This is a genomic window from Nonomuraea sp. N2-4H (assembly GCF_045291505.1).
Taxonomy (GTDB): domain Bacteria; phylum Actinomycetota; class Actinomycetes; order Streptosporangiales; family Streptosporangiaceae; genus Nonomuraea; species Nonomuraea fastidiosa.
In genome coordinates, this window is the sequence record NZ_CP147987.1 from 7,684,083 (window position 1) to 7,710,318 (window position 26,236).

The 26,236-nt window shown below is 69.9% G+C and carries 25 protein-coding genes, 1 tRNA gene, 3 pseudogenes and 1 riboswitch; of the genes and pseudogenes, 14 read left to right on the forward strand and 15 right to left on the reverse strand.

The window, feature by feature from the left end:
• Nucleotides 1–161: 161 nt before the first annotated feature.
• The 3 genes from WBK31_RS35440 to WBK31_RS35450 are packed head-to-tail and all read right to left on the reverse strand — an operon-like array spanning nt 162 to nt 1,866.
• Complete coding sequence (locus WBK31_RS35440; protein ID WP_364061613.1) at nt 162–704, reverse strand: DinB family protein; 543 nt, start codon at nt 702–704, stop codon at nt 162–164.
• 39 nt (nt 705–743) lie between these two features.
• Nucleotides 744–1,472 carry a glycosyltransferase gene (locus WBK31_RS35445; RefSeq protein WP_364061610.1) on the reverse strand — a complete coding sequence of 243 codons (729 nt, stop codon included), beginning with the start codon at nt 1,470–1,472 and terminating at the stop codon, nt 744–746.
• Nucleotides 1,473–1,518: 46 nt separating this feature from the next.
• Nucleotides 1,519–1,866 carry an STAS domain-containing protein gene (locus WBK31_RS35450; protein ID WP_345393493.1) on the reverse strand — a complete coding sequence of 116 codons (348 nt, stop codon included), beginning with the start codon at nt 1,864–1,866 and terminating at the stop codon, nt 1,519–1,521.
• A gap of 187 nt (nt 1,867–2,053) precedes the next feature.
• On the opposite strand from WBK31_RS35450, the gene WBK31_RS35455 reads away from it, so the two are divergent.
• Nucleotides 2,054–2,443 carry a hypothetical protein gene (locus WBK31_RS35455; protein ID WP_406673833.1) on the forward strand — a complete coding sequence of 130 codons (390 nt, stop codon included), beginning with the start codon at nt 2,054–2,056 and terminating at the stop codon, nt 2,441–2,443.
• A gap of 137 nt (nt 2,444–2,580) precedes the next feature.
• Here WBK31_RS35455 and WBK31_RS35460 read toward each other — a convergent pair whose 3' ends face one another.
• The 3 genes and pseudogenes from WBK31_RS35460 to WBK31_RS35470 form a co-directional block, all read right to left on the reverse strand.
• Entirely contained in the window at nt 2,581–2,664 is an 84-nt protein-coding gene (locus tag WBK31_RS35460; protein WP_406675553.1) for a hypothetical protein, read from the reverse strand.
• A 125-nt stretch (nt 2,665–2,789) separates the two neighbouring features.
• Nucleotides 2,790–3,677: pseudogene (locus tag WBK31_RS35465) on the reverse strand (sensor histidine kinase); the annotation flags it as partial.
• A gap of 79 nt (nt 3,678–3,756) precedes the next feature.
• The gene (locus tag WBK31_RS35470; protein WP_364061601.1) at nt 3,757–4,452 is read right to left on the reverse strand and encodes a response regulator transcription factor; all 696 of its coding nucleotides are present in this window, start codon (nt 4,450–4,452) and stop codon (nt 3,757–3,759) included.
• Nucleotides 4,453–4,546: 94 nt separating this feature from the next.
• On the opposite strand from WBK31_RS35470, the gene WBK31_RS35475 reads away from it, so the two are divergent.
• From WBK31_RS35475 to WBK31_RS35485, 3 genes are all read left to right on the forward strand, one after another.
• Nucleotides 4,547–4,720, forward strand: a complete 174-nt coding sequence (locus tag WBK31_RS35475; protein WP_364061598.1) for a hypothetical protein — start codon at nt 4,547–4,549, stop codon at nt 4,718–4,720.
• Nucleotides 4,720–4,917: a DUF6412 domain-containing protein gene (locus WBK31_RS35480; protein ID WP_364061595.1), complete on the forward strand. Its 198-nt coding sequence runs from the start codon at nt 4,720–4,722 to the stop codon at nt 4,915–4,917. The genes WBK31_RS35475 and WBK31_RS35480 overlap by 1 nt, the downstream gene beginning before the upstream one ends.
• Before the next feature lie 349 nt (nt 4,918–5,266).
• On the forward strand, nt 5,267–5,908 hold the full coding sequence (locus WBK31_RS35485; RefSeq protein ID WP_364061592.1) for a membrane protein insertase YidC: 642 nt from the start codon (nt 5,267–5,269) through the stop codon (nt 5,906–5,908).
• Between the two features lie 18 nt (nt 5,909–5,926).
• Here the strand turns inward: WBK31_RS35485 and WBK31_RS35490 are convergent, their stop codons facing one another.
• Together WBK31_RS35490 and WBK31_RS35495 are read right to left on the reverse strand one after the other, a co-directional pair.
• Nucleotides 5,927–6,313 carry an ATP-binding protein gene (locus WBK31_RS35490; protein ID WP_406673834.1) on the reverse strand — a complete coding sequence of 129 codons (387 nt, stop codon included), beginning with the start codon at nt 6,311–6,313 and terminating at the stop codon, nt 5,927–5,929.
• A gap of 151 nt (nt 6,314–6,464) precedes the next feature.
• Entirely contained in the window at nt 6,465–8,333 is a 1,869-nt protein-coding gene (locus tag WBK31_RS35495; protein ID WP_406673835.1) for a PAS domain S-box protein, read from the reverse strand.
• A 95-nt stretch (nt 8,334–8,428) separates the two neighbouring features.
• Here WBK31_RS35495 and WBK31_RS35500 point away from each other — a divergent pair, with 95 nt between their 5' ends.
• A complete protein-coding gene (locus WBK31_RS35500; protein ID WP_406673836.1) occupies nt 8,429–8,998 on the forward strand; it encodes a methylated-DNA--[protein]-cysteine S-methyltransferase in 570 nt (189 codons plus the stop codon).
• On the opposite strand, the gene WBK31_RS35505 is transcribed toward WBK31_RS35500, so the two are convergent.
• The 4 genes from WBK31_RS35505 to WBK31_RS35520 all read right to left on the reverse strand — a co-directional run bounded on the left by WBK31_RS35505 (nt 8,967) and on the right by WBK31_RS35520 (nt 13,080).
• The gene (locus tag WBK31_RS35505) at nt 8,967–10,304 is read right to left on the reverse strand and encodes a cytosine permease (protein ID WP_364061580.1); all 1,338 of its coding nucleotides are present in this window, start codon (nt 10,302–10,304) and stop codon (nt 8,967–8,969) included. The genes WBK31_RS35500 and WBK31_RS35505 overlap by 32 nt on opposite strands.
• Nucleotides 10,294–10,410, reverse strand: a riboswitch (TPP riboswitch). (Overlaps the previous gene by 11 nt.)
• Nucleotides 10,411–10,463: 53 nt before the next feature.
• Nucleotides 10,464–10,787, reverse strand: a complete 324-nt coding sequence (locus tag WBK31_RS35510) for a rhodanese-like domain-containing protein (protein WP_364061577.1) — start codon at nt 10,785–10,787, stop codon at nt 10,464–10,466.
• A 43-nt stretch (nt 10,788–10,830) separates the two neighbouring features.
• Nucleotides 10,831–11,709, reverse strand: coding sequence for a DNA-formamidopyrimidine glycosylase family protein (locus tag WBK31_RS35515; RefSeq protein ID WP_364061574.1), 879 nt, complete (start codon nt 11,707–11,709; stop codon nt 10,831–10,833).
• Between the two features lie 267 nt (nt 11,710–11,976).
• On the reverse strand, nt 11,977–13,080 hold the full coding sequence (locus WBK31_RS35520; RefSeq protein ID WP_364061571.1) for an LCP family protein: 1,104 nt from the start codon (nt 13,078–13,080) through the stop codon (nt 11,977–11,979).
• 449 nt (nt 13,081–13,529) lie between these two features.
• On the opposite strand from WBK31_RS35520, the gene WBK31_RS35525 reads away from it, so the two are divergent.
• Together WBK31_RS35525 and WBK31_RS35530 are read left to right on the forward strand one after the other, a co-directional pair.
• Nucleotides 13,530–14,882 (forward strand): hemolysin family protein, encoded by a 1,353-nt coding sequence (locus WBK31_RS35525; RefSeq protein WP_364061568.1) that lies wholly within the window; start codon nt 13,530–13,532, stop codon nt 14,880–14,882.
• Entirely contained in the window at nt 14,879–15,898 is a 1,020-nt protein-coding gene (locus WBK31_RS35530; protein ID WP_364061565.1) for a hemolysin family protein, read from the forward strand. Before WBK31_RS35525 ends, WBK31_RS35530 begins: the two co-directional genes overlap by 4 nt.
• 375 nt (nt 15,899–16,273) lie before the next feature.
• Here WBK31_RS35530 and WBK31_RS35535 read toward each other — a convergent pair.
• Nucleotides 16,274–16,356, reverse strand: a tRNA-Leu gene (locus tag WBK31_RS35535).
• 200 nt (nt 16,357–16,556) lie between these two features.
• On the opposite strand from WBK31_RS35535, the gene WBK31_RS35540 reads away from it, so the two are divergent.
• From WBK31_RS35540 to pknB, 7 genes and pseudogenes are all read left to right on the forward strand, one after another.
• Nucleotides 16,557–17,297 (forward strand): DUF3662 and FHA domain-containing protein, encoded by a 741-nt coding sequence (locus tag WBK31_RS35540; protein ID WP_345393439.1) that lies wholly within the window; start codon nt 16,557–16,559, stop codon nt 17,295–17,297.
• Nucleotides 17,298–17,314: 17 nt separating this feature from the next.
• Complete coding sequence (locus WBK31_RS35545; protein ID WP_345393437.1) at nt 17,315–17,785, forward strand: FHA domain-containing protein; 471 nt, start codon at nt 17,315–17,317, stop codon at nt 17,783–17,785.
• Nucleotides 17,782–19,104 (forward strand): Stp1/IreP family PP2C-type Ser/Thr phosphatase, encoded by a 1,323-nt coding sequence (locus WBK31_RS35550; protein WP_364061560.1) that lies wholly within the window; start codon nt 17,782–17,784, stop codon nt 19,102–19,104. The genes WBK31_RS35545 and WBK31_RS35550 overlap by 4 nt, the downstream gene beginning before the upstream one ends.
• A pseudogene (locus WBK31_RS35555) lies at nt 19,105–20,483 on the forward strand (FtsW/RodA/SpoVE family cell cycle protein). It begins immediately after the preceding gene.
• 53 nt (nt 20,484–20,536) lie between these two features.
• A pseudogene (locus tag WBK31_RS35560) lies at nt 20,537–21,939 on the forward strand (peptidoglycan D,D-transpeptidase FtsI family protein).
• A gap of 21 nt (nt 21,940–21,960) precedes the next feature.
• Nucleotides 21,961–22,968, forward strand: coding sequence for a serine/threonine-protein kinase (locus WBK31_RS35565; RefSeq protein WP_406673837.1), 1,008 nt, complete (start codon nt 21,961–21,963; stop codon nt 22,966–22,968).
• A gap of 448 nt (nt 22,969–23,416) precedes the next feature.
• A complete protein-coding gene (pknB, locus tag WBK31_RS35570; RefSeq protein ID WP_406673838.1) occupies nt 23,417–25,315 on the forward strand; it encodes a Stk1 family PASTA domain-containing Ser/Thr kinase in 1,899 nt (632 codons plus the stop codon).
• A gap of 150 nt (nt 25,316–25,465) precedes the next feature.
• Here the strand turns inward: pknB and WBK31_RS35575 are convergent, their stop codons facing one another.
• The gene (locus WBK31_RS35575) at nt 25,466–26,080 is read right to left on the reverse strand and encodes a glutamine amidotransferase-related protein (RefSeq protein WP_364061545.1); all 615 of its coding nucleotides are present in this window, start codon (nt 26,078–26,080) and stop codon (nt 25,466–25,468) included.
• Entirely contained in the window at nt 26,077–26,235 is a 159-nt protein-coding gene (locus WBK31_RS35580; RefSeq protein WP_364061542.1) for a hypothetical protein, read from the reverse strand. Before WBK31_RS35580 ends, WBK31_RS35575 begins: the two co-directional genes overlap by 4 nt.
• Between the last annotated feature and the right edge of the window lies 1 nt (nt 26,236).

A 26,236-nucleotide genomic window follows, 5' to 3' on the forward strand; every position in this document is an offset into this window, starting at 1 on the left:
CCCGCCCGCACGGCTCCGTCTGTGGATAACACCCACCCTGTGGACAACCCCCACCCCGGCAGGAGACCACGAGGGCTACGGCGGTGCGCCGCTCGCCGACAAGATCGGGGTGCCGCCGAACACGAGCGGCGCGGACCACGGGCGGTCGGACCCGCGGCAGGCTACTCGCCCGTCAGACCGTCCACAGCCTCCCGGATGAGATCCGCGTGCCCGTTATGCCGCGAATACTCCTCGATCATGTGCACCAGAATCCACCGCAGGCTGGGCGCCCGCCCGTCCGGCCACTTCCGCCGGGCGAGCTGGTCGAGCCCGCCGCCACCGGCCAGCGCCTCGTCCAGGAGCTTCCTGGAACGCTCGACGGCGTCCTCCCACAGGCTGCGGAGTTCCTCAGGGGAGTCGGAGGCGGCCGAGTTCCAGTCCCAGTCACGGTCGGCCTTCCAGTCGACCGTGCTCCACAGCGGCTGGCCCTCCCGGTCGTGCAGCATGCGGGCGAACCAGTGGTCCTCCACGTACGCGAGATGCTTGAGCATCCCCCCGAGCGTCATCGTCGACGCCCCCACGGTGGCGTTCAGGCCCGCGGAGTCGAGGCCGGCGCACTTCCAGGCGAGGGTCGCGCGGTGGAACTCCAGGTAGCCCACCAGCATGCCGAGCTCGTCGCCGGCAAGGGGAGGTTCGGGACGGCCGTGCTCGTCTGTGTCGGTCATGGGCGGCAAGTGTAGGGGTTACGCCAGGCCGACCGCATTTCAACGCTTGGGACGAAGTTTGTCCAGATTTTGAACGACCACCGGCTCCCTCACCGCGAGCGCCCGCGCGACGTCACGGAGCTGGCGTGCCCGGTGGAGCTGGGAGCGCCAGTCGGTGCCGGTGGCGCGGTGGGCCATGTCGACCTCGACCTCCTTGACGCGGAACCCCTTGCGCAGCAGGTCGATCGTCAGCGCCGTCTCCACCCCGAACCCATGCGCCAGCGGGCGCGCCGCCTCGAAGGCCGCCCTGGTCAGGCAGCGCTGGCCATTGAGCGGCTGGGTGGCGTCGAACCCGGTGGCCCGGCGGATGCCCTCCTTGGACAGGCGGACGACTAACCCGTGACCGCCCAGCTTCACCCTGGTGGTGAAGACGGCGATGGTCATGTCGGCCTCGCCCGCGCGTACGGGCTCGATGAGCGGCGCGGCGGCCTGAGCGGTGTCGCCCAGATCGGCGTCGAGGAACAGCAAGTGGCGGGGGGAGTCGTCCTCATCGAGGAGGCGTACGGCCTCGGCCCCCGTCTCCATGGCGGCGGCCTTGCCGCGGTTGCGGCTGTGCCTGACGACCCGCGCGCCGGCCGCGCGCGCGATCCTGCCGGTCTGGTCGCGCGAGCCGTCGTCGACGACCACGACGAGATCGACGCCGGGCAGGGCCGCGGCGGCCTTGACGGTGGCGGCGATGCGGTCCGCCTCGTCGGCGGCCGGGATGATGACCGCCGTGTCACCGCTCATCGAGCCGCACCTCCTTCGGACGCGGCGCAGCCGCGATCGCGTTCTCTCATGATCCCTCGGTGATGAGGAACTCCTGCGGCACCTCTTCGTGCACGGTGAAGACCGAGTCGAGCCCGGTGACCTGCAGAATCTTCCGTACGGCGGGACGCGGCGCGGCGACCTCGAGCGTCCCTCCCTGCTCTTTCATCCGCTTGAGCGCCGAGAGCAGGACGTTCATCCCCGTGGAGTCGCAGAAATCCACGGCGGACATGTCGATGACCACCCGGCTAGGCCCCTCCTGCAGCAGCCGAGTGAACTCGGACTGCAGGTGGGGCGCCGTGTAGAGGTCGATTTCCCCGGTGACGGCGACGAGCGCGCACCCGGCATGTGATCGAGTCGAGACCTTGAGCTCCACATGGGCAGGCTAGCGGCGCTGAGGCTTCCGGTCACGTTGTCACGCCGATAGGGCAAGCACAGGTTTTTGTCCTCCGTTTGGGCTCCATGAAAACGGAGAGTACGCGAAGCTTGACAGCGTGACACCGGAACCGCCACCGCTTCACGGAGAGGGAGGGGCTGGGGCAGCAGCGACGAGCCCCGGATCGATGAACGCCGACGAACCCGAAGATCCTCAGCGTCAGGGCCTCCGCGAACGCCTGGAGACCATCCTCATCACCACAGAGAAGGCGACCTCATGGCAGAAGGAAGCAGGGCACCTGCGCGGCCTGGTGAACCATGAGGGCTACGTCCCCATCCGCGCCCGCCTCGCGGTCGAGGACCTGGAGTTCCTGGCCGGGGCGCGTACGGAGCTGCTCAGGTTCGCCGAGCTCGGGCTGAGGCTGCTCGACCTGCATCAGCCGCGTGATGCGGGGGGCATCACGAGCGACGCCGCGCATCCGATCCTGCGCTGCAGGAGCTGCATGTGGCGCTGGCCTTGCCCGACGTTCCGGGCGATGTCGGAGTCGTTCGGCCGCGACCTCTTGGACGGCGCCTGAAGCCGGGTGCCCGACATGCCCGAGCCGGGGTCGAACGCCCGGACCGGGCCTCGGAATACGCCTGAGCCGGGCGAGCGTCCGGCAGGCGGGTCGCAGCGGCATCCGACGCGCCCGTGCGGTCCCGGCCTGTCGAGGGCTCAGCCGACCAGAGGGAGGCGGATTTCGAAGCGGCAGCCCGGTCCGTCGTTGACCACGCCGATCTCCCCGTCGTGCGCCTCCACGATCCCCTGCGCGATGGCCAGCCCCAGCCCGGCGCCGCCGTCGGCGGTGGGCGTACGCGCGGCCTCCCCCGGAACGCCACCTCGAACACCCGCGCCAGGTCCTCCTCGGGGATCCCGCCGCAGCAGTCGCTGACCGACAGGCAGGCCATCCCCGACTCGACCGCCGCCCTCAGCACCACGGGTCGGTCGGACGGGGTGTGCCTGATGGCGTTGACCACGAGGTTGCGCAGGGCGCGTCCCAGGGCTCCGGCGTCGGCCTCCACGGGCACGGCCTCCGCGGCCTCGGCGGTGAGCACGACCCCCTTGGCCCTGGCCAGCGGCTCGGCCACGGCGAGCGTGTCGGCGACCAGGTCGGCGAGGCCGATGCGCGACCGCGACAGCCGCAGCGCCCCGGCGTGGATGCGCGACAACTCGAACAGGTCGTCCACCATCGCCGACAGCCGCTCCACCTCCACCTTGATCTGCCGGTGGTAGCGCCTGATCGTCTCGGAGTCGGTGACCACGCCGTCCTCAAGGGCCTCGGCCATGGCGCGCATGCCGGCCAGCGGCGTACGCAGGTCGTGGCTCACCCACGCCACCAGCTCCCGCCGCGCCCCTTCCAGTGCCTGCTCCCGCGCGTACGCCTCCTCCAGCGTGTTGGCGATCGTCTGCAGTTCGGCGGGCAGCCCGCTCGGCGCGGCGAAGGGCAGGTCGCGTACGGCCGCCACCAGCCGCCTGCTCTCCTGGACCACCCGCCGGGCCAGCACGAACGCCACCCCCAGCCCCACGAGCCCGCCGACGGCCACCACGCTGAGCACGAAGTCCTTGGTGGGCCCCTCGATGATCATCATGTCGATGATCGCCACCACGCCCGCCAGCGTGGCCGCCACCGCGACCACCACGACGACGGCCATCATCACGCCGATCGACCGGGTGCGCAGCCGCCACATCAGCCAGATGCCCGCCAGCGCGATGAGCAGCCCCAGCCCGGCGGTGACCGCCATGACCATGGGCAAATCGCCAGGACGAGGCATCAGGGGCTCTCCAGGGGCTCACAGCCGGGCATCGCGGGCTCGGCGCCTCGCCGGGGCATCAGGGGCCCGTAGCCGGACATCAGGGACTCTCCAAAGGCTCGTACCGGTACCCGACACCCCACACCGTGACGATCCTCCGCGGTTCCGTCGGGTCGGGCTCGATCTTCTCCCGCAGCCGCCGTACGTGGACGGTCACGGTGGACGAGTCGCCGAACGACCACCCCCACACCTGGTTGAGCAGCGCCGCGCGGCTGAACGCCTGCCGCGGGTTGCGCATGAGGTAGGCGAGCAGGTCGAACTCGCGGGCGGTGAGCAGCACCTCGTGGCCGCGCAGCCGTACCTCGTGAGCCCCGACGTCCACCACCAGGTCGCCGTCGCGCAGTACGCCGGTGCCGCCGGTGACGGAGGCGCCGCGCGCCCGCCGCAGCACGGATTGCACGCGCAGCGCCAGCTCGCGGGGGCTGAACGGCTTGGTGACGTAGTCGTCGGCGCCGGTCTCCAGCCCCACGACCCGGTCGATCTCCTCGCCGAGCGCGGTCAGCATGATCACGGGGACCGGCCAGCGCTCCCTGAGCCGCCGGCACACCTGGAGACCGTCGATCTTGGGCAGCATGAGGTCGAGGACCATGAGGTCGGGCGGGTTGGCGAGCGCCCTGCGCAGCGCCTCGGCGCCGTCGCCGACGCACTCCACCTCGTGGCCGTCGCGCTCCAGATAGCGCGCCACGACCTCGGACACCGTGGGATCGTCGTCCACCACCAGGATGCGCGTGTTCACGCCTTCACGGTAAGGCCACCCTGCCGGAAACAGTGGGGTACGTCATGGCTTTGTAAGGGTCGCGGATCATGCCCTGAAGACGTACCGTAACTGCATGGGTAAAGTCGTGATGCTCGTTCTGGGCACCCTGCTCGGTCTCTTCGTGCTGTTCACCTTCATCCTGCCGATGCTGGTGGGCCTGATCAAGCTCGCGCTGATCATCGGGGTGATCGCCCTCATCGTGTTCGTCGCTGTCACCGTCGTCGGCAAGACCTCGCGCTCCACCTGATGCAGCTGCTGTTCGACCCGTGGCTGGTGGGGATCACCATGGTGGTGATCCTGCTGCTGGCCACGTGGGCGGCCGCGCTGCTGTCCGCCCTGCACGGGGAGCCGCTGGGCTTCCCCCTGTCCTACGCGCGCCGCACGGCCTTCCAGCGGCTGCGCGATCCAGACGCGGCCGGGCGTCCGCGTCCCCGCGCCCCTTAGGCGCGCCCCGCTTCTCGACGTGCACACGTCGGACGGGGCTTTCGGCGCTTCTCCACGCTTTCGGCGCATGTAAGCGCTTCTCGGCGCTTCTCGGCTTCCCCGCGCTCTCGGCTTTTCGGCGCTTCTCCGCGCTACTCGCCGCGTTTCCGCGCTTTCCGCGCCTTCCGCGCTTCTCCGCGCTCCGCGACCCCGTCGAGCGGGGCTTGCTCGGCATGACGAGCGAGCCCGTCGTCATCACCCCGCTGCAACGGGCCCTCTTCGCTGATGGGAAACCCGCCGAACGGAGTCCCTTCTGCCGAAAGGCAACCCATCCAACGGGGTCCCCTTCGCTCAAAAGGAATCAGGGCTCATGATCGACTCTCTTGTCACGCTCATCATCGACGCCTCAGGCGGCAGTGCCGCGCTCGGCATCGTGCTGTTCACCCTGGCCGTACGCCTGACGCTGCTGCCGCTCAACGTCCGCCAGGCCCGTACGGCGAAGATCCGCGAACGCCTCGCCCCCAAGCTCCGCGAGCTGCGCGAGCGTCACCGGCGCGACCCCGAGCGCCTGCACAGGGAGATGACCGCCCTCTACGCCAAGGAGGGCTCGTCGCCGTTCGCCGGCATCCTGCCGTCGCTCGCCCAGCTGCCGTTCCTGTGGCTGATGTACCGGGTGGCCACGCATCCCACGGCGCTCGCCGGGCACACCCTGTTCGGGGCTCCGCTCGGGGAGCAGCTGGCCGGAGTCATCGCTCATTTCGGTCTGGTCAGCGCACCGGTTTTGGTCTTCGTATCGGTCATCGCGCTGGTCATCGTGGTGGCGTGGCTCTCCGCCCGCCAGATCAAGATCACAGAGGAGCAGCCGGAGCCGTTGAGGAGGATCATGCCGCTGCTGCCGTACGGCTCTGTGCTGGCCGCGCTCGTGCTGCCGCTGGCCGCCGGGCTCTATCTGCTCGTCTCCACGGCGTGGGCCACGGGCGAGCGCGCCGTGCTGGCTAGCCGGCCTCTCTGAGCGCCGCGACCTGCCCGTTCACCTTGTTGCTCGGTGCGGGCAGGATCGCCCACACGGTCGTGGTGTCACCGTCGTGCCTGACCCCCCAGCTCTCGGCGACGTACTCCACGATGCCGAGCCCCCGCCCCCCAGCGAGGACAGCGTCGGCCGGCCCGCTCGGGGCTCGGTGGCCGCGCCGCCGTCGCTGACCGCCACCTCGATGTGATCGTCGCTGCACAGCCACGCCACCCGCACCATGCCCGACGGCAGCGGATGCGCGTGCCGCAGCGCGTTGCTCAGCAGCTCGCTCACCACGAGCACGGCATCGTCGATGGCCGAGGTGAAGACCCCACTGTCCTGCAGATCAGTGCTCAGACGCTGGCGGGCAACGGCAACGCTGGACGGCGCGTACGGCAGCAGCACCACGCTTGACACACCCACCTCCCCGTTCCCTGTGCCCCCCGCGGGAACACTCCCCGGTACGACCGAAATGCCCCGTTACTCGATCCCAGAAACCGCATCTCGATCACAGCTTGTACACATTGGAAGATAGATCAGCGCAACCGTGACCACCTCGTTACCGCATCGGTGTGTCGGATCCGATAGAGGAAGAGGCCCGCAGAACGAGCCGCATTCTGGTGCCCCCTCCCGGTCTCGGATGCGCGCTCACATCTCCCCCCTGTGCACGAGCGAGGCTGCGGACGATGTAGAGACCGAGCCCCACTCCACCAAACCGTCTCCGGTCGCCGCTGTCCACCTGGACGAAGCGTTCAAATATGCGTTCGCGGTCAGGAGGGGCGATTCCCACTCCCTCGTCGTCCACGACGACGACCACGTTGTCGTCCTCAGGCCAGGCCGCCACACTGATCAGCCCGCCCTTCGGCGAGTACTTGAAGGCGTTCTCCAGCAGCTGCCCCAGCAGGATGTCCGTGGCCAGCGCGTCGCCCAGCACGCGGGGCAGTCCTTCGGGGACGTCCACCTCGACCCGGTGCCGGTCCGACAGCTCGGGCAGCCCCAGCGTGGCCGCCACGATGCGCTCCCGCAGGTCGAACTCCTCGATGCGGACCTTCAGCTCGTCGGCGCCCGCCCGCGCGCCGAGCAGCAGGTGGTCCATGAGCACGCCCAGCGACTTCGCGCGCTCGGCGATCGTGTGCACGGCCGAGCGGCGGGCCTGGTCGGTCATGGCGTCCCAGCGAGAGTCGAGCGTGCTGGCGAAGCCCCGCACGATGGTGATCGGGGTGCGCAGCTCGTGGCTGGTCGTGGCCAGGAACAGGTCCTTGGCCTCCTCCAGTTCCTTGGCCGCCGTCACGTCGCGGAAGTCGACGACCACCTCGCCGGTCTCCTCGATCTGCGCGCTCACCACGTCGAGCCAGCGGCCGTTGTCGAGCTGGAAGGTGCCCTTCTCACCGGCCTTGGGCAGCGGGAACGGCGGCGGCCCCCCGATGACGGACTCCGCGGGCAGCGCTGTCAGCTCGGCGGCGGCCGGGTTCCAGCGCACCACGTTGCCCTCCTGGTCGAGCACCGCGATGCCGTCGGCGCTCGCGTCGAACACGGCCCGCTCGTGCGCCCGCTGCCGCACCGCCTCCTGGTAGGCGACCGCGTTGCCGACCGCGATGCCGGCGTGCCCGGCCAGCAGCTCCAGCAGCTCCAGCTCCAGGTGTCCGGGGGTGCGCCGGGCGAACAGGGCGTACAGGGCGCCGTACGGCCGCCCGCCCACGGCCGCGAGCCCCAAAGCGATCGTGTGCAGCCCCTTCAGCCGCGCCCACACCAGGTCGTCGAGCCCCTCGGACTGCAGCAGCACGGTCTTGCCGGTGCGTAAGAGCTTGTCCACCAGGCTCGTCCGCAGGTCGGTGGTGATGCCCCTGATCGCCTCGGGAAGCTGGTACGTGCTGACCAGCCGCAGCTTGTCACCCTCGATGAGGACGAACCCGCCCGCGTCCGCCCCGGTCAGCTCGGTCAGGCTGGCCGAGATGCGGTCGAGCACGGCGGGCAGCTCAAGCTCGGAGTTGATGTCGCCCACGACGTCGGTGAGCCGGGCGACCAGGCGGGCCCTGCGCGCCATGCGGTGCTCGGCCACCTCGTCGGCCCTGGCGGGGTGGTAGGCGCACACGTAGCCGGCCACGGCGCTGCCCAGGCGCAGGGCGCTGATGTCCACCCGCAGGTCGAGCACCCGGCCGTCGGCGTGCAGGCGCTTGGTGCGCAGCGAGACGGGCTCTCCCGTGCGTACGCGCTCGAGCACCGCGTTGTGCTCGGCGGTCAGCTCCTCAGGCACGATCGGCGCGCGGCGTCCGAGCAGCTCGTCGGCGCTCCAGCCGAACATGCGCTCGGCGGCGGCGTTCCACACCAGGACGCTCTGGTCGCGGTCGAGCGCCACGATGGCGTTGGGCGAGCTGGCGAGCGCCGCACGAGCGATCTCATCGTCACTACCGGCCCATTCGTCCCCCACCACTCCATAGTGCACGTGGCGCGGTGGGTGCGTCGGGCGATCCGTCCGATACGCTGCGGTCACGGTGATTCCCGGCAGGTGGGAGGGTGAGGGGTATGTCGAGCAACGATCTCGATGCCCTGTTGCGAGTGACCTCCAGCACCTATCGGGGCGAGACCCCACCCGACATCGCGTTCGGCACCTACGACGGCGCGGTGGGCAGGCTGGTGCTGGCGGTGACCGCCAAGGGCATCGTGGCGTGCAGCTATGAGGCGGAGAACGACGTGTTCGAGCGGGTCACGCGGCATCTGGGCCAGTTCATCGGGCCCGACTTGCGCCGGCTCGACCCGGTGCGCAGGGAGCTCGACGCGTACTTCTCCGGGCGGCTGCGCGCGTTCGCCACGCCGGTGGACCTGACCCTGGCCACGCCGTTCGCGCGTACGGTGCTGCAGAAGACCATGGCGGTCCCCTACGGCACCACCACGACGATCGAGCGGATCGGGGAGAGCATCGGCAGGCCGCGCGCGCTGCGGGCGATCGGCAACGCGCTGGCCTCCAACCCCGTCTGCGTGATCGTGCCCTGCCACCGGGTGCTGCGCGAGGACGGCGAGCTCGGCGACTACCCGGGCGGCGCGGCGGCCAAGCAGCATCTGCTCAACGTCGAGCGGCGCGCGATCGCTGGATGAGCCCGATGAGCAGCGTGATCAGGGCGGCCACCAAGGCGCCGCCCAGCGCGCCGTTCATCCACGGCTCCCGTACGAAGCCGAGCGCGTCGCGCACACCGGCCCACCAGCCGTCCCAGGCGGGGAAGGTCGGCGTGGAGGTGGTCAGCCAGTACGCGGCGAAGCCCAGCGCCCACGGCACCAGCATCGACCACCGCGAGGGGGCGTCCTCGGCGGTGTTCCAGCCCTCGCCGCGGCGCAGCACGAAGTAGTCGACCGCGAGCACCGCGAACATCGGCACGAACACCGCGCCGATCACGCCGAGGAACACGCCGTAGGAGTTCACGTCCGCGAACAGCGCGATCACGATCGTGACCACGCCGATGGCGGTCGACAGGATGCGCCGGTCCACCCGCGGCATGAGGTTCTGCAGCGACATCGTGGTGGAGTAGACGTTGGCGAACGACTGGTCGGTCTCGCGCAGCACGAGGATGCCGAAGAACAGCGCGCCGAGCGGCACCGCGACGAACGGGTTGAACACCGTCGTCTGGTCGGCCAGCACGCCGTCCGCGCCCGCCAGCGCCACCGCGTAGACGCCCAGCCCCAGGCAGGCCACCTGGGCCAGCGTGTAGCCGCCGACCACGCCGGTGAACGCGGCCCGGCCCGAGCGCGAGTGCCGGGCGAAGTCGGCCGCCATCGGCACCCACGACACCGACAGCGCGATCACGTAGTCCACGGCGGCGGGGAAGGCCGTCCAGCTCCCGCCCTCGGGCGACGGGGCCTCGCGCAGGAAGAACACCGTGAACCAGATCATCGCCACGATCACGCCGACCGTGACGTAGCGGCGCAGCAGCCGGATCGAGCCGAGCGGCCAGATGGTCAGCGCCGCCGTCAGCACGCCCGCCACGATCACCCACACCTGGTACGGAACCGCCGGGAAGATCGCGCCCGCGCCCTTGGCGATCACCCAGAGCTCGAAGGCGCCCCAGCCGATCATCTGGATGATGTTCAGCACCGTGGGCACGTAGGAGATCCGGGCGCCGAACAGCCCGCGCAGCAGCACCATCGCGGGCTTGCCCGTCCGCGTGCCGGGGACGGCCGACAGGCCCACCATGGCGGTGCCGATGAGGCTGCCCACCACGGTGGCGATCAGCGCCGCCGCCAGCGTCAGCGGGGCGTTGCCCAGCGGATCGAGCAGCAGCAGGGCTCCGGAGAAGCCGAGCAGGCTGACCCCGAGATTGGCCCAGAGCGCGCCCTGATCGAGCACGCCCAGGGTCTTGGGGGCCTCTCCATCAAGGGTCAGCGGCACTTCTTCGACGCCGTGCGACATCGCACACTCCCTACGCCGGCATTACCCGGACAGGTTCAGGCGGTCGGCAGCGGATGGTTGTGCTGCCCTCTCAGCCCGGCGACCCCGAGCTCCCGCGACGATCTGTAGTTTGCGCCCCAATGATGCCTCAATGGCGACTAATTCGCCATAGTGGGCGACTTATGCCACAAAAGGCTCCTGTCCCGTCTCGCTGACCATCGGCCGCCGCGCCGCCTCCCACGACTGCATGCCGCCGCCGACGTTGACCGCCTCGCGCCCGAGCTGGTTGAGCCAGGCCGCGACCTGCAGGGAACGGCCGCCCACCCGGCACACGACGTAGATCGTGCGGTCGTCGGGGACCTCGTCCACGCGCCCCTGGATCTGCGTCATCGGGATGTGAACGGCCTGCGGCGCGTGGCCCGCCAGCCATTCCTCCTGCTCGCGGACGTCGAGCAGGTAAGCGTCTGCGGGTACGGCACTGGCCTCGATCTCAGGAACGGTCATGACTCCATCATGGCCTGCGCGAGGCGGTGCACCGGACGCCCGCCTACTTGAGCAGGCGGGACAGGCGGCGGTCGGCGAGCGGTTTGCCGCCGGTCTGGCAGGTCGGGCAGTACTGCAGCGAGGAGTCGGCGAACGACACCTCCCTGATCGTGTCGCCGCACACGTCGCAGGACTGCCCCGTACGGTTGTGCACCCGCAGCCCCGACTTCTTCTCCGCCTTGAGGTCCTTGGCCGCAAGGCCGCGAGCCCGCTCGACCGCGTCGCGCAGCGTCGTCACGATGGCCTCGTGCAGGTCGGCGATCTGCGCGTCGGTCAGCGTGGCGGCGATCTTGAACGGCGACATCTTCGCCGCGTGCAGCACCTCGTCGGAGTAGGCGTTGCCGATGCCGGCGATCACCTTCTGGTCGCGCAGCAGGCCCTTGATCTGGGTGCGCTTGCCGCCGATGATGCGCTTGAGCGCCTCGACGGTGAACGACTCGGCGAGCGGGTCGGGGCCGAGGGCGGCGATGCCCGGCACATCGTCCGGATTTTTCGTGACATAGACGGCTAGGCGCTTCTGCGTCCCCGCTTCCGTCAGCTCGAACCCCGGCGCCAGGCCCTCCTCGTCGGGCGCCAGCCGCACGCGTACGGCCAGCGGCCCCTTGCCGGGCCGCACCGGCTTCGCGCCCGACAGGTCGTCGCGCCAGCGCAGCCACCCCGCGCGCGCCAGGTGGATGACCAGGTGCAGCCCGTCGCAGTCGAGGTCGAGGAACTTGCCGTGCCTGGCCACGCCGGTCACGGTCAGCCCGTTGAGCGCGGTGACCGGCGGATCGAACGTCTTCAGCGCCTGGATGGCCACCACATCGACCCCCGCGATCGCGCGGCCCACCGCCCGCTCGCGCAGAAAGTGAGTGAGGGACTCCACCTCGGGAAGTTCGGGCATGCCCCCAGCGTACGTCCCGCCCGGGGCTGTCCCCGGCACGCGCGGAAAACCGTCGGTCCACGTGGTGGGGACCTTGACGCCGTACGGCTGCCCCGGCACGCGCGGAAAACCGAAGAGACCACACGGCCCTCCGGCCCCGGAACCTGAGCACGGCACCCCGGGCTTCGGCGGTTGAGGGCGGCGCCCTGAGTCCGGGACCTGAGCGCGGCGCCCTCAGCCCCGAAGCCCGGACGGGGGTGCCCGGGGTCCCGGACCTGAGCGAGGTGGTCAGTTGGAGTCGACGACGTCCTTCGGCACCGGCCGGTCTTCCTTGATCGCGTTGAACAACGCCAGCGCCTTGGGCCGGTCCCACTTCACCGCCGCGCCGCTGGGCACGGTCTCGTTGCCCCCGAACGGCACCACCGTGGTCACCGGGCTGTCGCCCATGGCCAGCCCGAGCGAGAGCATGTCGAACGCGCCCGTGCCCGTGTCGACCTCGACCGCGTCGGTGGCGCTGGCCGCCAGCGGGATCGCGGTGAACGGGTTGAGCAGCACCCCGGGGCTCGCGGCCTTCTTCACGACCGCGCTGAGGAACTGCCGCTGCCGCTTGGTGCGCTCGTAGTCGGGTAGCGCGCCGCCCTTGCGGGTGCGCACGTAGCCGAGCGCCTGCGCGCCGTTGAGCGTCTGCACGCCCTTCTTCAGCTTGAGCCCGGCCTTGGGGTCGTTGACGGCGGCCCGTACGTTGATCTCGACCCCGCCGACGGCGTCGACGATGTCGACGAACCCGGCGAAACCGATCTCCATGTAGTTGTCGATGTGCACGCCGGTGGCGTTCTCGATGGTGCGCACCAGCAGCTTGGGCCCGCCGAAGGCGTAGGCCGCGTTGAGCTTGTCGCGCCCCCTGCCGGGGATGGTGACGGCGGAGTCGCGCGGCAGGCTGACCAGCGTGGGCGGGTCGTCGGTCTCGGGGATGTGCAGCAGCATCATCGAGTCCGTACGCTGCCCCGCGGCCCGCCCGGTCGCCAGCTTCTTGCGCTGGGCGGCGGTCAGGCCCTTGCGGCTGTCGGACCCGACGAGCAGCCAGTTGGTGCCCGGCGTGTCGGCGGGCCGTCCCTCGTAGTCGTCCAGCACCCCCTCGATGCCCGTCAACCGCGAGTCGATCCAGAAGTACATCCCGATGCCGGCGATCAACAGCACCACAAGCAAACCGGCGATGATCGCCAAAACGGTCTTGCCGGAGAACCGCGGGCGCGGCACCAGCCCCCAGGGCCGCCGCTCGTCGGAGCCGGAACGCGACCTGAGCGGCCTGATCGGGCTCCTGCCCGACCGCTCACGCCCGTAAATCCGCGAGGACGCCCTGCGCGGCTCGTCCTCGGCGGGACCGGGAGGCACGGGGGCGGGAAGCTTCTGTGTGGGCGCCCCTCCGGGCGGAATGCGCCCTCCAGGCGGAGTCGGCCCACCAGGCGGAGTAGGCCCTGCGGGGGGTATCCGGTGCGCCGGCGCGCCCCCAGAGCGGAGACGGCCGTCACCGGGCCGTGGTGGCAGCGGGCGGCCGTCGCCTGGCGAGCGCATTGCCCGCGTCCGGTCGTCCTCAGACACTTCGCCTCTTCCCTTCACTTGTCATCAACGCTACGTCCCAACCCCGGCAGTCAAGACCTTCCGCCAAGGATTTCCTACGGAAAAGTACGCGGAACCAGCAGAGAGTCACCGCGGAAACATAGATGCCACCCACCATCGTTACGGTTATGGACGACCCCTATCGAAAGGAAGATCGTGTCCGACTCGGACCCGTGTAGTCCCCGCCCGTGCTCGGGCACGGGTTCATCTGAGGACTCACCACGGTGAGCGCCTATCTCGGGCTGCTGGCCCTCCTGCTTCTGACCGCGGCGACCGGCTACTTCGTCGCCCAGGAATTCGCTTTCGTCGCCGCCGACCGCAGCGTCCTGCGCGAGCAGGCCGCGGCCGGCGACACCTCCGCGGAAAAGGCCCTCCAGGTCACCTCCCGGCTCTCCTTCATGCTCTCGGGCGCCCAGCTCGGCATCACGGTGACGGCCCTGCTGGTGGGCTTCCTCGCCGAGCCGGCGATCGCCGCACTCGTACGCCCCTGGCTGAGCGGCCTCGGCCTCCCCGACGCCGCGATCACCGGTGTCTCCGTGGCCACAGGCGTGTTCGTGGCCACGGTCGTGCAGATGGTGTTCGGCGAGCTGGCGCCCAAGAACCTCGGCATCGCCAGGCCGGAGCCGGTGGCCAAGTTCCTGGCCCGCTCGACGCTGGCGTACCTCGCGGTCGTGGGCCCGGTGGTCAGGCTGTTCGACTCGGCCGCCACGGGCCTGCTGAGGCGCGTCGGCATCGAGCCCGTCGAGGAGGTGGAGCACGGCGCGACCCCCGAGGAGCTGTCGCGCATCATCGCGGAGTCGACCCGGGCGGGCGAGCTGCCAGCCCGGCTCTCCGACCTCCTGGAGCGGGCCCTGGAGTTCGGCGACCGCATCGCCGAGGAGATCATGGTGCCGCGCCCCCGCGTGGTGGTGCTGCGCGCCTCACAGCCCATCTCCGACCTGTTGGACGTCATGCGCGACGGCGGACATTCCCGCTATCCGGTGGTGACCGACGACGGCGACGTGGCGGGCGTGACGGGGGTGCGCGAGCTGCTGACCACCGGCGTGGAGGACGGCACGATCGCCGCCATCACGCGCCCCGCGCTGCTGGTGCCCGACTCGCTGCCGCTGCCCGCCGTCCTCGACCGCATGCGCACGGCGCGCGACGACATCGCCTGCGTCATCGACGAGTACGGCGGCCTGGCCGGCGTCATCACGATCGAGGACCTGGCCGAGGAGCTGGTGGGCGAGCTGGTGGACGAGAACGACCCCGAGCCGCAGGGCGCCGTCGAGCACCCGGGCGGCGTCTGGGAGGTCCCCGGCCGGCTGCGCCTGGACGAGGTGGAGCGGGCGACGGGCTTCGCGCTGCCTGAGAGCGACGACTACGACACCCTGGCGGGCCTGGTGCTGGCCAGGCTGGGCCGCCTGCCCGACCCGGGCGACACGGTGACGGTGCCGGTGAGCCAGGACACCGACCCGTTCGCGGACGAGACCGAGGAGCAGTTCGCAGAGCTGACGGTCATCTCGCTCAACCGCAGGGTGCCCGAGTGGGTGCGGCTGACCCCGCTCAACAAGCACGCGGAGGCCACGCCCCGATGAGCCTCATCATCCTCAGCGTGGCCCTGCTGGCCTTCAACGCGCTCTTCGTGGCCGCCGAGTTCGCCTTCGTCTCCTCGCGCCGCCACCGGCTTGAGGAGATCGGCGCGAGCGGCAACCGCCTGGTCAGGATGGCGGCGCGCTCGGCGGCGGGCGGCAGCCGCAGGCTCTCGCTCATGCTCGCGGGCGCCCAGCTCGGCATCACCCTGTGCACGCTGGGCCTGGGCCAGGTGACGGAGCCGGCGATCGAGCACTACCTGGAGCCGGTGTTCGCGGCCGTGGGCATCCCCGAGGCGATGCGCATGCCGATCGCGCTGACGTTCTCGCTGGCCCTGGTGACGTTCCTGCACATGGTGGTGGGCGAGATGGCGCCGAAGAGCTGGGCCCTGACCCACCCGGAGCGCGCGGCCCTGCTGCTGACGTTCCCGTTCAGGGCGTTCACGACGGTGATGCGCCCGCTGCTGTCGGCGCTCAACGCCCTGACGAACGTCACTCTCCATCTCTTCGGCGTCCAGCCGAGAGACGAGCTGGCAACGACGAGAACTCCTCGCCAGCTAGCGATCCTGGTAGGGGAGTCAGGCCGCATGGGCCTGCTGGACAGGGAGGAACACGACCTTCTGACCAGGGCCCTGCGCCTGGGGGACGAGGGCATCGAGCGCCTGATGGTCCCCTTGGAGAAGGTGGTCAAGGTCAAGTCGGAGGCGACGGCAGCCGAGATCAAGAAGACGGCGGCGGGCAGCGCCCACCTGAGACTCCTGGTGGAAGGCCCTAACGGCATAGAGGGCGCCCTACACGTACGGGACGCCCTGCTGAACCCGGGGAGCAAGGCAAAGGACCTCCTCCGCAAGCTCCCCTCACTGCCCTGCACGACACAGGTGCCGGAGGCGGTAACGGCCCTACAGGAACAACGATCCCATTTGGCCCTGGTGACGAACCAGGACCAGAAAATCATCGGAATGGTGAGCCTCACCGACTTGGTGGGCGAACTCTTGGACACAAGGGCCACAAGTGTGACGTAGCTCACAAGAGAGGCAAAGGATACGACTTGGGGCTTGCAAGCACCTTGCAAGCCCCAAGTCGTACCGTGAAGCAGAAAAGAAGACCGGTTCCCCTTGCGCAGAGAGCACCCCTAAGCCAGGGTGAGCACAGCAAAACCAGAGAAGACCAAGCACCGAACCCCGAACTCCGGCCCAAAAGGCCCGCAAGCATCAACTGGGGGTCTGGTGGCGACAGCCCCCAGAAGCGAAGCGTCGGCTGGGGGTCTGGGGGCAAAGCCCCCAGGAGCGCCAGCGACCCCCTGGGGGTCCGGGGGTTACCCCCCGGGCAGACATGACGAGGGGACCCAAGGGAGCAAGCCGATCAAGGCTTGCGACCAGGGTCCCCCAGTCACCGAGTGGGCGAGGAGGGATTTGAACCCTCACGTCCTTTCGGACACACGGACCTGAACCGTGCGCGTCTGCCGTTCCGCCACCCGCCCTTGTGGGTGCGGAAAGAACAGTAGCACGGAACAGCCACTGGTACTGAACCCGGATACGATCGCATAAGACACGGGAGCGGAGGAGCTGGGCGCGGCCGCCCGACGAGCGCCTGTGACACCGTCACGTGGAACGAGCGGAGACCGGGCGCCGATGCGTCTACGGGGCCGCGATCATATGCACGGAGGAAGGGAGGTACCCGGTGGGAGTCCTTCAGCGCTTCGAGCGAAGGCTCGAAGGCCTGGTTGAGGGAGCCTTTGCGCGGGCGTTCAAATCTGACCTTCAGCCGGTCGAGGTCGCCAGCGCGGTTCAGCGGGAGATGGATGAGCGTGCGGCGATCGTCGCTCAAGGTCGCACGCTCGTGCCCAACGATTTCGTGGTGGAGCTGTCCACGACCGATGCCGAGCGGCTTGAGGTGTACGCCGACAGCATCAGCCACGAGCTGGCCAACCTCGCCAGGGAGTACGCCAAGGAGCAGGGCTACTCCTTCGTGGGACCGGTCCGGGTTCGCTTCGAGACCGCCGGCGATCTGGCTGTGGGCTTGTTCCGCATCCGGTCAGGGGTCATCCGCGGTGCGACGGTGGAGCAGGACGAGATTCGCCAGCCGGCGAGCGACCTGCCTCCGTCGAGGCCCCATGCGTTCGGCGGGCGGCCGCGGCTGCTCGTCTCCACTCAGGACGATCCGCAGGGCGACCGCTCCTACGAGCTCACCACTCCGGTGACCTTGCTCGGCAGGGGCACCGACTGCGATCTTCGTCTCGTCGATCCCGGTGTCTCGCGGCATCATGCGGAGCTGCGGGTCGAGGGCCAGAATGTGGTCCTCGTCGACCTGGGTTCGACGAACGGCACTTTCGTCAATGGCCAGCCGGTGCGCAGGATCGAGCTCCAAAACGGCACGCGAGTGACGCTGGGGCGTACGACTCTGGTGTTCCGGCGCGATTAGGGGTAGACAGACGGTCCATGTCCGAGCTCACGCTGCTGCTGATCCGGCTCGCCTTTCTGGCGGTGCTGTGGTTCTTTGTCATTGCCGCAGTCGGCGTGATCCGGACTGACTTGTTCGGTTCACGCACCGCGCCGGCGGGTGGCCGCAAGGCCATGAAGCCCGCCAAACCCGTGGCGAAGCCCAAGAGCAAGAAGGGCGAGCCACGCCAGCTCATCGTCACGGGTGGGCCTCTCCAGGGCACCACCATCAACCTCACGGAGCAGCCCATCACCATTGGCCGGGCCAATGACGCCACGCTGGTGGTCACCGACGACTACGCTTCCAGCCGGCACGCCCGGCTCTTTCCTCAGGACGGTCAATGGATCGTGGAAGATCTTGGGTCCACCAACGGCACGTATCTCGACCGTTCGAAAGTCACCCGCCCGACCCCGGTGCCGCTCGGTGTTCCGATCCGCGTCGGCAAGACAGTCATTGAATTGCGCAAATGACCATCGCACTCCGCTACGCCGCCCGCTCGGACGTCGGCCTCCTCCGCGAAGGGAACGAGGACTCGGCGTACGCTAGCGGCCGCCTGCTCGCCGTCGCCGACGGCATGGGCGGGCATGCACACGGCGAGGTGGCGAGTTCCGTCGCCATCGCCGCCATGGCCTCTCTGGAAGAGGCCCAACAGGGGGGTGACCTGCTCAACGCCATCGAGGCAGCGGTGCGCGACGCCAACCGCAGGCTGCACGAAATGGTGGGGCGGGATCCCAGCCTCAAAGGCATGGGCACGACGCTCACCGCCATGCTCTGGAACGGCACCCAGGTCGCCCTGGTCCATGTGGGCGACTCGCGGGCCTACCTCCTGAGACGTGGTGAGCTCTACCAGATCACCCATGACCACACGCTGGTGCAGCAGCTCGTCGACGACGGGCGCATCACGCCGGAAGAGGCGGCCACCCATCCGCAGCGGTCGATCCTGCTTCGCGCGCTCGACGGCAGCGGTGAGGTCGATCCCGATCTCACGCTGCGCGAGGCGCAGGTAGGCGACCGCTATCTGCTGTGTTCCGACGGCCTGTCGGGCGTGGTCAGCGCGGAGACGCTGCACGCCACGCTCACCAACATCGACGATCCTGAAGAGGTCGTCCGTCAGCTCATCGATCTGGCGAACCGGGGCGGCGGGCCCGACAACATCACGTGCGTTCTCGCCGACGTGCTGGAGATCGCCGACGATGAACAGCTGCCCGCGGAGGCCGCCATCGTCGGCGCCGCGGGGATGAACCGGCTCGACCCGACCAAGGACATCCAGCCGGGGCGAGCAGGCGCGGTGACCGCACCCCAGCCGGTGCTCTCCGGCGACGACTTCGATGAGCCGGTCGCCGAGGCCACGTCCCGGCGCTCGCGGAAGCGTCGCAGGTTGTGGCCCGTGCTGGTCACCGTGCTCGGCGTAGGCGTCGTCGGCGTGGCCGTCGGCGGCTACTTCGGTTACCAGTGGACCCAGGACCAGTTCTTCGTCGGCGCTAGGGGCGGCGAGGTGGTCGTGTTCCAGGGGGTCAAGAAGGAAGTGGGTCCCTTCCAGCTCTTCCACGTCTCCAAGCCCACTGGCCGCAAGCTCTCCCAGCTCTCCGAAGCCGATCAGGCTCTGGTCAAGGACGGCATCCCCGTCACCACCGTCGACGAAGGCATCACCAAGATCAACAGTCTGTCGTTCGCCGACGACGAAGAGGCCGACAAGGCCGAAACCGAAGATCAGCAGCCCGAGACGGAGGCGAGCGCCACTCCCACCGCGAGCGCCTCCGCCACCAAGTCCAAGACGAGACAGCAGTAGATGAGCGAAGTCGCCGTCACCCCCGTCCCGATGCCGGCCAAGCGGCGCGTGGCGCAGCTGCTCATGCTCGCGCTCGCCGTGGGCATCGTCATGGGCGCCTACGCGAACGTGGGCCTGGCCATGGACGGTCAGATCCCGGCCGGGATGCTGACGTACGGGCTGAGCCTGGGCGGCCTGATGCTGGCCGCGTACCTCGTGCTCGCGAAGTTCGCCCCGTGGGCCGACCCGCTGATCCTGCCGCTGGTGACGCTGGTCAACGGCATCGGCCTGGTGATGATCTACCGGCTGGAGAACGCCGGCATGGCCGGCGCATCCGCCACCACTCAGATCGTCATGACCGGCGCCGGTGTCGTGCTGTTCTCCGTGACGCTGCTGGTGCTGCGCGACCATCGCATGCTGCAGCGGCTGACGTACACGGCGGGGCTGGTCGGCGTGGTCCTGCTGATCTCGCCGCTGACCCCCGGGCTGGGCCAGGAGCGCAACGGCGCGCGCATCTGGATCGGGTTCGGCTCGGCCACCATCCAGCCGGCCGAGTTCGCCAAGATCGCGCTGGTCGTCTTCTTCGCCGGCTACCTGGTCGCCAAGCGCGACGTGCTGGCGCTGGCGGGCCGGCGGCTGCTCTTCATCGACCTGCCCAGGGCCCGCGACCTCGGCCCGGTTCTGATCACCTGGGCCGTCGCCATCGGCGTGCTGGTGCTGCAGAAGGACCTGGGCTCGTCGCTGCTGCTGTTCGGCGGGTTCGTGGTGATGCTCTACATCGCCACGCAGCGCACGTCGTGGGTGCTGATCGGCCTGCTGCTGTTCGTCGGCGGCGCGTTCGTCGCCGGGCAGATCTTCTCCCACGTCGGCGACCGCTTCGACGTCTGGCTCGACCCGAGCAACCCCGAGTACTACGACCGTGAGTTCGGCGGCAGCTACCAGATCATGCAGGGCCTGTTCGGGCTCGGCGCGGGCCGCATCCTGGGCACCGGGCTCGGCCAGGGACACCCCGACCTGATCCCGCTGTCGTTCTCCGACTTCATCTTCAACGCCGTCGGCGAGGAGCTCGGCCTGACCGGCCTGATGGCGATCCTGATGATCTACGCGCTGATCGTCGAACGCGGCCTGCGCACCGCGCTCGCGGCTCGCGACCCCTTCTCGAAGCTGCTCGCGGGCGGCCTGTCGTTCATCCTCGCCTGGCAGGTGTTCATCATCGTGGGGGGTGTGACGAACCTCATCCCGCTGACGGGCCTGGTCACGCCGTTCATGTCGCAGGGCGGCTCGGCGCTGCTGGCTAACTGGATCCTTATCGCGCTGCTGGTACGAACGTCAGACGCCGCCAGACGCCCCCACCCCAGGCGATCCAGAACGAGGGACTGACGCAGGTGTTCCAGCGATGAACGGCACCCTGAAGCGAGTGGCGGTGGCCGCCCTCGCCATGTTCGCGCTCCTGATGGTGAACGTGAACTGGCTGCAGGCGGTCAAGGCCGACGAGTACGTCTCCGACGCGCGCAACCGCCGCAACTTCTTCGACCGTTACGCGATCGAGCGCGGCCGCATCACGGCGGGCGGGAAGGTGCTGGCGGAGTCCGTCGACACCGGCGACAACAACTTCCGCTTCATCAGGAAGTACCCCGACGCGAAGCTCTACGCGCACGTCACCGGCTTCTTCTCGCCGGAGAGCGCCTCGGCCATCGAGGCGGCCGAGAACAAGCTGCTCGACGGCTCCAGCGCCGACCTGCTGCTGCGCAGGAGCATCGACCTGTTCACCGGCGAGCCGACCAAGGGCGCCAACGTCGATCTCACGATCGACCCCAAGGCGCAGAAGGCGGCCTACGACGCGCTGCGCCAGAGCGGCAAGCGCGGTGCCGTGGTGGCGCTCGACCCGAAGACCGGCGGCATACTCGCGATGGTCTCGCTGCCCACGTACGACCCGACCGAGCTGTCGGGCACCGACAAGGGGACGGTGTTCAAGCGGTACGACGAGCTGGCCAAGGACAAGAGCCAGCCGCTGCTCAACCGCGCCATCGCCCAGACGTACCCGCCGGGCTCGACGTTCAAGGTCGTGACGGCGGCGGCGTACCTGGAGGACGACTCCTCGCGCGGCCCCGAGACCACGGTGCAGGCCCCGCAGCGGCTGCCGCTGCCCAACACGAACATCAGCCTGCCCAACTACGGCGGCGCGGCGTGCGGCAGCGGCCAGGTCACGCTCACCTACGCGCTGGAGCGGTCGTGCAACACGCCGTTCGGCGCGATCGGCATGGAGCTGGGCTACGACAAGATGCGGGAGCAGACCGAGAAGTTCGGCATGGGCGAGCAGATCGGCGTGCCGATGTCGGTCGCGCAGAGCGACTTCGGGCCTAAGGAGGACCAGGCGGCCGTGGCGATGGCCTCGATCGGGCAGCGCAGCAACCGCATGACGCCGCTGCAGATGGCCATGGTCGCGGCGGGCATCGCCAACGACGGGACGGTGATGAAGCCGTACCTCGTCAACAAGATCACCGACTCCAAGGGCGACACCATCGAGGAGGCCGACCCCGACGAGCTCAGCGAGGCGGTCAGCTCCGAGACGGCGGCCAAGCTGCGCGAGATGATGGTGAGCGTCGTCTCCAACGGCACCGCCAACCTCGCGCAGATTCCAGGCGTCGAAGTAGGGGGAAGACGGGCACCGCGGAGACCACCGACGGCCGGCCCCCGCACGCTTGGTTCATCAGCTTCGCGCCCGCGGACAACCCGAAGGTGGCCGTCGCGGTCATCGTCGAGTCCGGGGCGGCCAAGGTCGGGGCCGAGGCCACCGGTGGTCACACCGCCGCGCCCATCGCCAGAGCCGTGATGGAGGCGGTGCTGAACAAGTGAGTGACGGTAACCTGCTGGGTCATGCGGCTCCGTAACCGCTATCTCCTGGTCTCCCGCATCGCCACGGGCGGTATGGGGGAGGTCTGGCGTGCCCGCGACGAGCTGCTCGGGCGCGAGGTGGCGGTGAAGATCCTGCGCAGCCACATGCACGCCGACCCCACGTTCCGCGAGCGGTTCAGGAACGAGGCGCGGCTCACCGCGGCGCTGGCCGACCCGGGCGTGGCCCAGGTCTTCGACTACGGCGAGCAGAGCGACCTGGCCTACCTCGTCATGGAGCTGGTGCACGGCGAGCCGCTGTCGGCCATCCTGGGGCGCAACGGCGCGCTCGGGCCCGAGGTGACGCTCGACGTGGTGCACCAGACGGCCAAGGCGCTGCACGCGGCGCACTCGGCCGGCATCATCCACCGCGACATCAAGCCCGGCAACCTGCTGGTCACCCCCGAGGGGGCGATCAAGGTGACGGACTTCGGCATCGCGCGAGCGCTGGAGGCCGCGCCGGTGACGCAGACCGGCACCGTGCTGGGCACCGCCCAGTACGTCAGTCCCGAGCAGGCGCAGGGCCTCCCCCTGACGCCTTCGACGGACCTCTACTCGCTGGGCGTGGTGGCGTACGAGTGCCTGGCCGGGCGCACGCCGTTCCGTGCCGACAGCCAGGTGGCGATCGCGCTGCTGCACCTCAACGAGCAGCCGCCGCCGCTCGGCGCCGACGTGCCGGCCGCGGTGCGCGAGCTGGTCATGAGCCTGCTCGCCAAGGAGCCGGAGCAGCGGCCGGGGTCGGCGATCGAGGTCGCCGACCGGGCGTACGTGCTGCGCGAGTCGCTGGCCGGGGCTGTTCAGGGCCCGGCCGAGCTCAGTATGCTGACCGACCCTGCGGGCTTCCGCGTCCGCGAGCCGGCCCTGAGGACGAGCTCGCGACCGACGACCTCCAGCCGGCCACGCTCCAGGAGGGCACGGGGAGGAAGCGGCGCAGGGGCGCGCGGACGCTGGCGCTGGTCGCCACGGCGGGCTGCGCGGCGGCGGTGGGGCTGACCGCCATCACGTTCGCCGACCCGCAGCGGCCGCAGGCCACTCCGCAGGTGGCCGAACCGACACAATCGCCTACCGTGAAGTCGACGCCGACCCGGCCAAAGCCGCGGCCGTCGAAGACGAAGACCACGCGGCGACCGCCGGTTGTTACGGTGAGGACACCGAGGCCGATACCCTCGCGGTCGGCTACGGTAAGCACGTCGGCTACTCCCACCAAGAAGCCGACGCCGAAACCACCCCCGACCACCCGGACACCCACCCCCACCCCGACCCCAACGCCCACCAGGACTCCGACAACTCCGACACCCACCACGACCAGCACCTCGCCGGACCCGGGTGAGACAAACCCGCCCAATGAGGAGACGTGACGCGCCATGGGGTCGATGATGGACACCGGCGGCCCCGCGAGCCGGCCGGTACCCAAGATGAACGGTAAGGGACAGTGCAGGAAATGACTCAGCCTCGGCTACTCGGAGGTCGCTACGAGCTCGACGGTGTCGTCGGGCGCGGCGGCATGGCCGAGGTGTATCGCGCCAGAGACATCCGGCTGGACCGCGTAGTCGCGATCAAGACCCTCCGGTCTGATCTGGCGCGAGACCATACCTTCCAGGCCCGGTTCCGCCGTGAGGCGCAGTCGGCGGCCTCACTGAACCACCCGGCCGTGGTCGCGGTCTACGACACCGGCGAAGACGTCACCGACGGCACGCCCGTGCCGTACATCGTGATGGAGTACGTCGACGGCAGGACGCTGCGCGACCTGCTGCGCCAGGACCGCCGGCTGCTGCCCGAGCGCGCCGTGGAGCTGGTCGACGGCATCCTGCGCGCGCTCGACTACAGCCACCGCGGCGGCATCGTGCACCGCGACATCAAGCCCGCCAACGTCATGATCACCCGCTCCGGCGACGTCAAGGTGATGGACTTCGGCATCGCCCGCGCGATGGCCGACTCGGCGGCCACGATGACGCAGACCGCCCAGGTGATCGGCACCGCGCAATACCTGTCGCCCGAGCAGGCGCGCGGCGAGCGGGTCGACGCGCGCAGCGACATCTACTCCACCGGCTGCGTGCTGTACGAGCTGCTGACCGGCCAGCCGCCGTTCACCGGCGACTCCCCGGTGGCGATCGCCTACCAGCACGTGCGCGAGGAGCCCATCCCGCCGTCCCAGATCGACCCCGAGATCCCGCAGTGGGCCGACGCCATCGTGCTCAAGGCCATGGCGAAGGACCCGAGCCAGCGCTACCAGAGCGCGGGCGAGATGCGGGCCGACATCCAGCGGGCGATGTCCGGCATGCCGACCGACGCCCAGACGATGGCGATGACCGGTCCCATGCACCAGGGCACCCGCATGATGACCGCGACCCAGGCGGCCACCGGCCCGGCCACCCAGCGCACCAGCGCGATCCCGCCGTACGAGTACGACGACGACGGCGGTGGCCGCGGCGGCGGTGGCCGGCGCAGGGCGTCGAGCGGAGGTGGCGGCAACAACGCGCTCAAGACCGCGCTGTGGATCATCATTCCGCTGCTCATCATCGGCGCGTTCATCACGATCGGCTACACCGTCTTCAGCGGCAAGGACACCCCGTCCGACACCAAGGTGACGATCCCGTCGCTGGTGTCGCAGGAGCGCTCGTACGCCGAGGCCGAGCTGAAGAAGCTCGGGCTGGTGCCCGACGTGGAGCTGAAGGCGAGCTCCGACGTCGAGAAGGGCGCGGTCATCGAGACCGACCCGCCGGCCGACACCCAGGTCGAGAAGGGCGCCACGGTCAAGCTGGTCGTGTCCAAGGGCCCCGAGAAGATCAAGGTGCCCGACGGCCTGGTCGGCATGTCCCAGGAGGACGCGCAGCGGGCGCTCGAAGAGGTCGGCCTGCGCGGCGTCATCAAGACCCGCAACTCCACCAAGCCGCAGGGCACGGTCATCGCGACCGACCCGAAGGCCGGTGCCGAGCTGGAGAAGGGCGGCTCCGTCACGCTCTTCGTGCCGAAGGAGATGCGCGAGGTCCCGAGCGTCATCGGGCTGACCCAGGAGGACGCGACCGCCCAGCTGAAGTCCGCGGGCTTCAAGGTCAAGGTCTCGCAGCAGCCCGCGCAGGAGCCCGAGGGCACCGTCGTGCAGCAGAACCCGGGTGAGGGCACCAAGCTGCTGCCCGGCACCACGATCACGATCACGGTGTCGACCGGTCCCCAGCAGCAGGAGGACTCCCCGCCGCCGGCCGACGACTTCCCGACGGAAGACGTCCCGAGCGACGAGCAGCCGAGCGACGACTTCCCGTCGGAGGAGGAGCCGCCGGGCGACAGCCCGATCGAGGACGGCCTCGGCGGCGGCCTGCACAACCGAGGCCCGAGGCACTGACGAGAAAGCCGCCCCTTCCGCTCGGGAAGGGGCGGCTTTTCGCTGCTCATATCCGCCGCGCGGCCTGGTCCCCGCGCACGGGAGCCCCCGTGCGGCAGGAGGTCCGCACACGAGAACGCCCCCGCCGCTCGGGGGCAACGGCGGGGACGCTCACTGGTACGTCGCTCTTCGCGAGCCGTTTGTTACACGGTTTTCCGCCACTTTCCGCCACCAATTTCCCAGCAGCCGGTGGCCGTGCTCGGACAGCACCGATTCGGGGTGGAACTGGATGCCCTCGATGGGCTTCTGACGGTGCCGCAGGCCCATGATGACGCCGTCTTCGGTGCGCGCGGTCACGTCGAGCTCCGGGGGCACGGTCTCGGGCAGCACGGCCAGCGAGTGGTAGCGGGTCATGCGCACGGGCGACGGCAGGCCCTCGAACACGCCCTTGCCGTCGTGGACGATCTCGCTCGTCCTGCCGTGGAACAGCTCGGGGGCCCGCGCCACCGTGGCGCCGAAGGCGACCGCGATGGCCTGGTGGCCGAGGCAGACGCCGAGCAGGGGCAGGCCGGTCTCGGCCGCGTGGTGGACCAGCGGGACGCTGACGCCCGCCGCCTCCGGCGTGCCGGGTCCCGGGCTCACGAGCACGCCGGCGAAGCCGTCGGCGTCGTACACGCGGACGTCGTCGCGGGACCGGACGTCGCAGTCGGCGCCCAGCTCGCGCAGGTACTGCACGATCGTGTGGACGAAGCTGTCGTGGTTGTCCACGACGAGCACCCGGCTCATTTCCTCACCGTCACCTCGTCGAGCGTCACCGCCGGCTCCATCAGCGGGAACACGACGTACCAGAGTACGGCCCCCGCGAGCAGCACCAGCAGGGCGGCCGTCAGCAGCCGGACGGGCGGGCGGCCGGGCAGCTTGCGCCAGAGCCAGGCGTACACG

Bases quoted from the DNA above. Each gene is read 5' to 3' on its own strand.
- WBK31_RS35440 (WP_364061613.1), bottom strand. From the start codon at position 704: ATGACCGACACAGACGAGCACGGCCGTCCCGAACCTCCCCTTGCCGGC.
- WBK31_RS35445 (WP_364061610.1), bottom strand. From the start codon at position 1,472: ATGAGCGGTGACACGGCGGTCATCATCCCGGCCGCCGACGAGGCGGAC.
- WBK31_RS35455 (WP_406673833.1), top strand. From the start codon at position 2,054: ATGAACGCCGACGAACCCGAAGATCCTCAGCGTCAGGGCCTCCGCGAA.
- WBK31_RS35475 (WP_364061598.1), top strand. From the start codon at position 4,547: ATGGGTAAAGTCGTGATGCTCGTTCTGGGCACCCTGCTCGGTCTCTTC.
- WBK31_RS35480 (WP_364061595.1), top strand. From the start codon at position 4,720: ATGCAGCTGCTGTTCGACCCGTGGCTGGTGGGGATCACCATGGTGGTG.
- WBK31_RS35485 (WP_364061592.1), top strand. From the start codon at position 5,267: ATGATCGACTCTCTTGTCACGCTCATCATCGACGCCTCAGGCGGCAGT.
- WBK31_RS35500 (WP_406673836.1), top strand. From the start codon at position 8,429: ATGTCGAGCAACGATCTCGATGCCCTGTTGCGAGTGACCTCCAGCACC.
- WBK31_RS35505 (WP_364061580.1), bottom strand. From the start codon at position 10,304: ATGTCGCACGGCGTCGAAGAAGTGCCGCTGACCCTTGATGGAGAGGCC.
- WBK31_RS35510 (WP_364061577.1), bottom strand. From the start codon at position 10,787: ATGACCGTTCCTGAGATCGAGGCCAGTGCCGTACCCGCAGACGCTTAC.
- WBK31_RS35515 (WP_364061574.1), bottom strand. From the start codon at position 11,709: ATGCCCGAACTTCCCGAGGTGGAGTCCCTCACTCACTTTCTGCGCGAG.
- WBK31_RS35530 (WP_364061565.1), top strand. From the start codon at position 14,879: ATGAGCCTCATCATCCTCAGCGTGGCCCTGCTGGCCTTCAACGCGCTC.
- WBK31_RS35545 (WP_345393437.1), top strand. From the start codon at position 17,315: ATGTCCGAGCTCACGCTGCTGCTGATCCGGCTCGCCTTTCTGGCGGTG.
- WBK31_RS35550 (WP_364061560.1), top strand. From the start codon at position 17,782: ATGACCATCGCACTCCGCTACGCCGCCCGCTCGGACGTCGGCCTCCTC.
- WBK31_RS35565 (WP_406673837.1), top strand. From the start codon at position 21,961: ATGCGGCTCCGTAACCGCTATCTCCTGGTCTCCCGCATCGCCACGGGC.
- pknB (WP_406673838.1), top strand. From the start codon at position 23,417: ATGACTCAGCCTCGGCTACTCGGAGGTCGCTACGAGCTCGACGGTGTC.
- WBK31_RS35575 (WP_364061545.1), bottom strand. From the start codon at position 26,080: ATGAGCCGGGTGCTCGTCGTGGACAACCACGACAGCTTCGTCCACACG.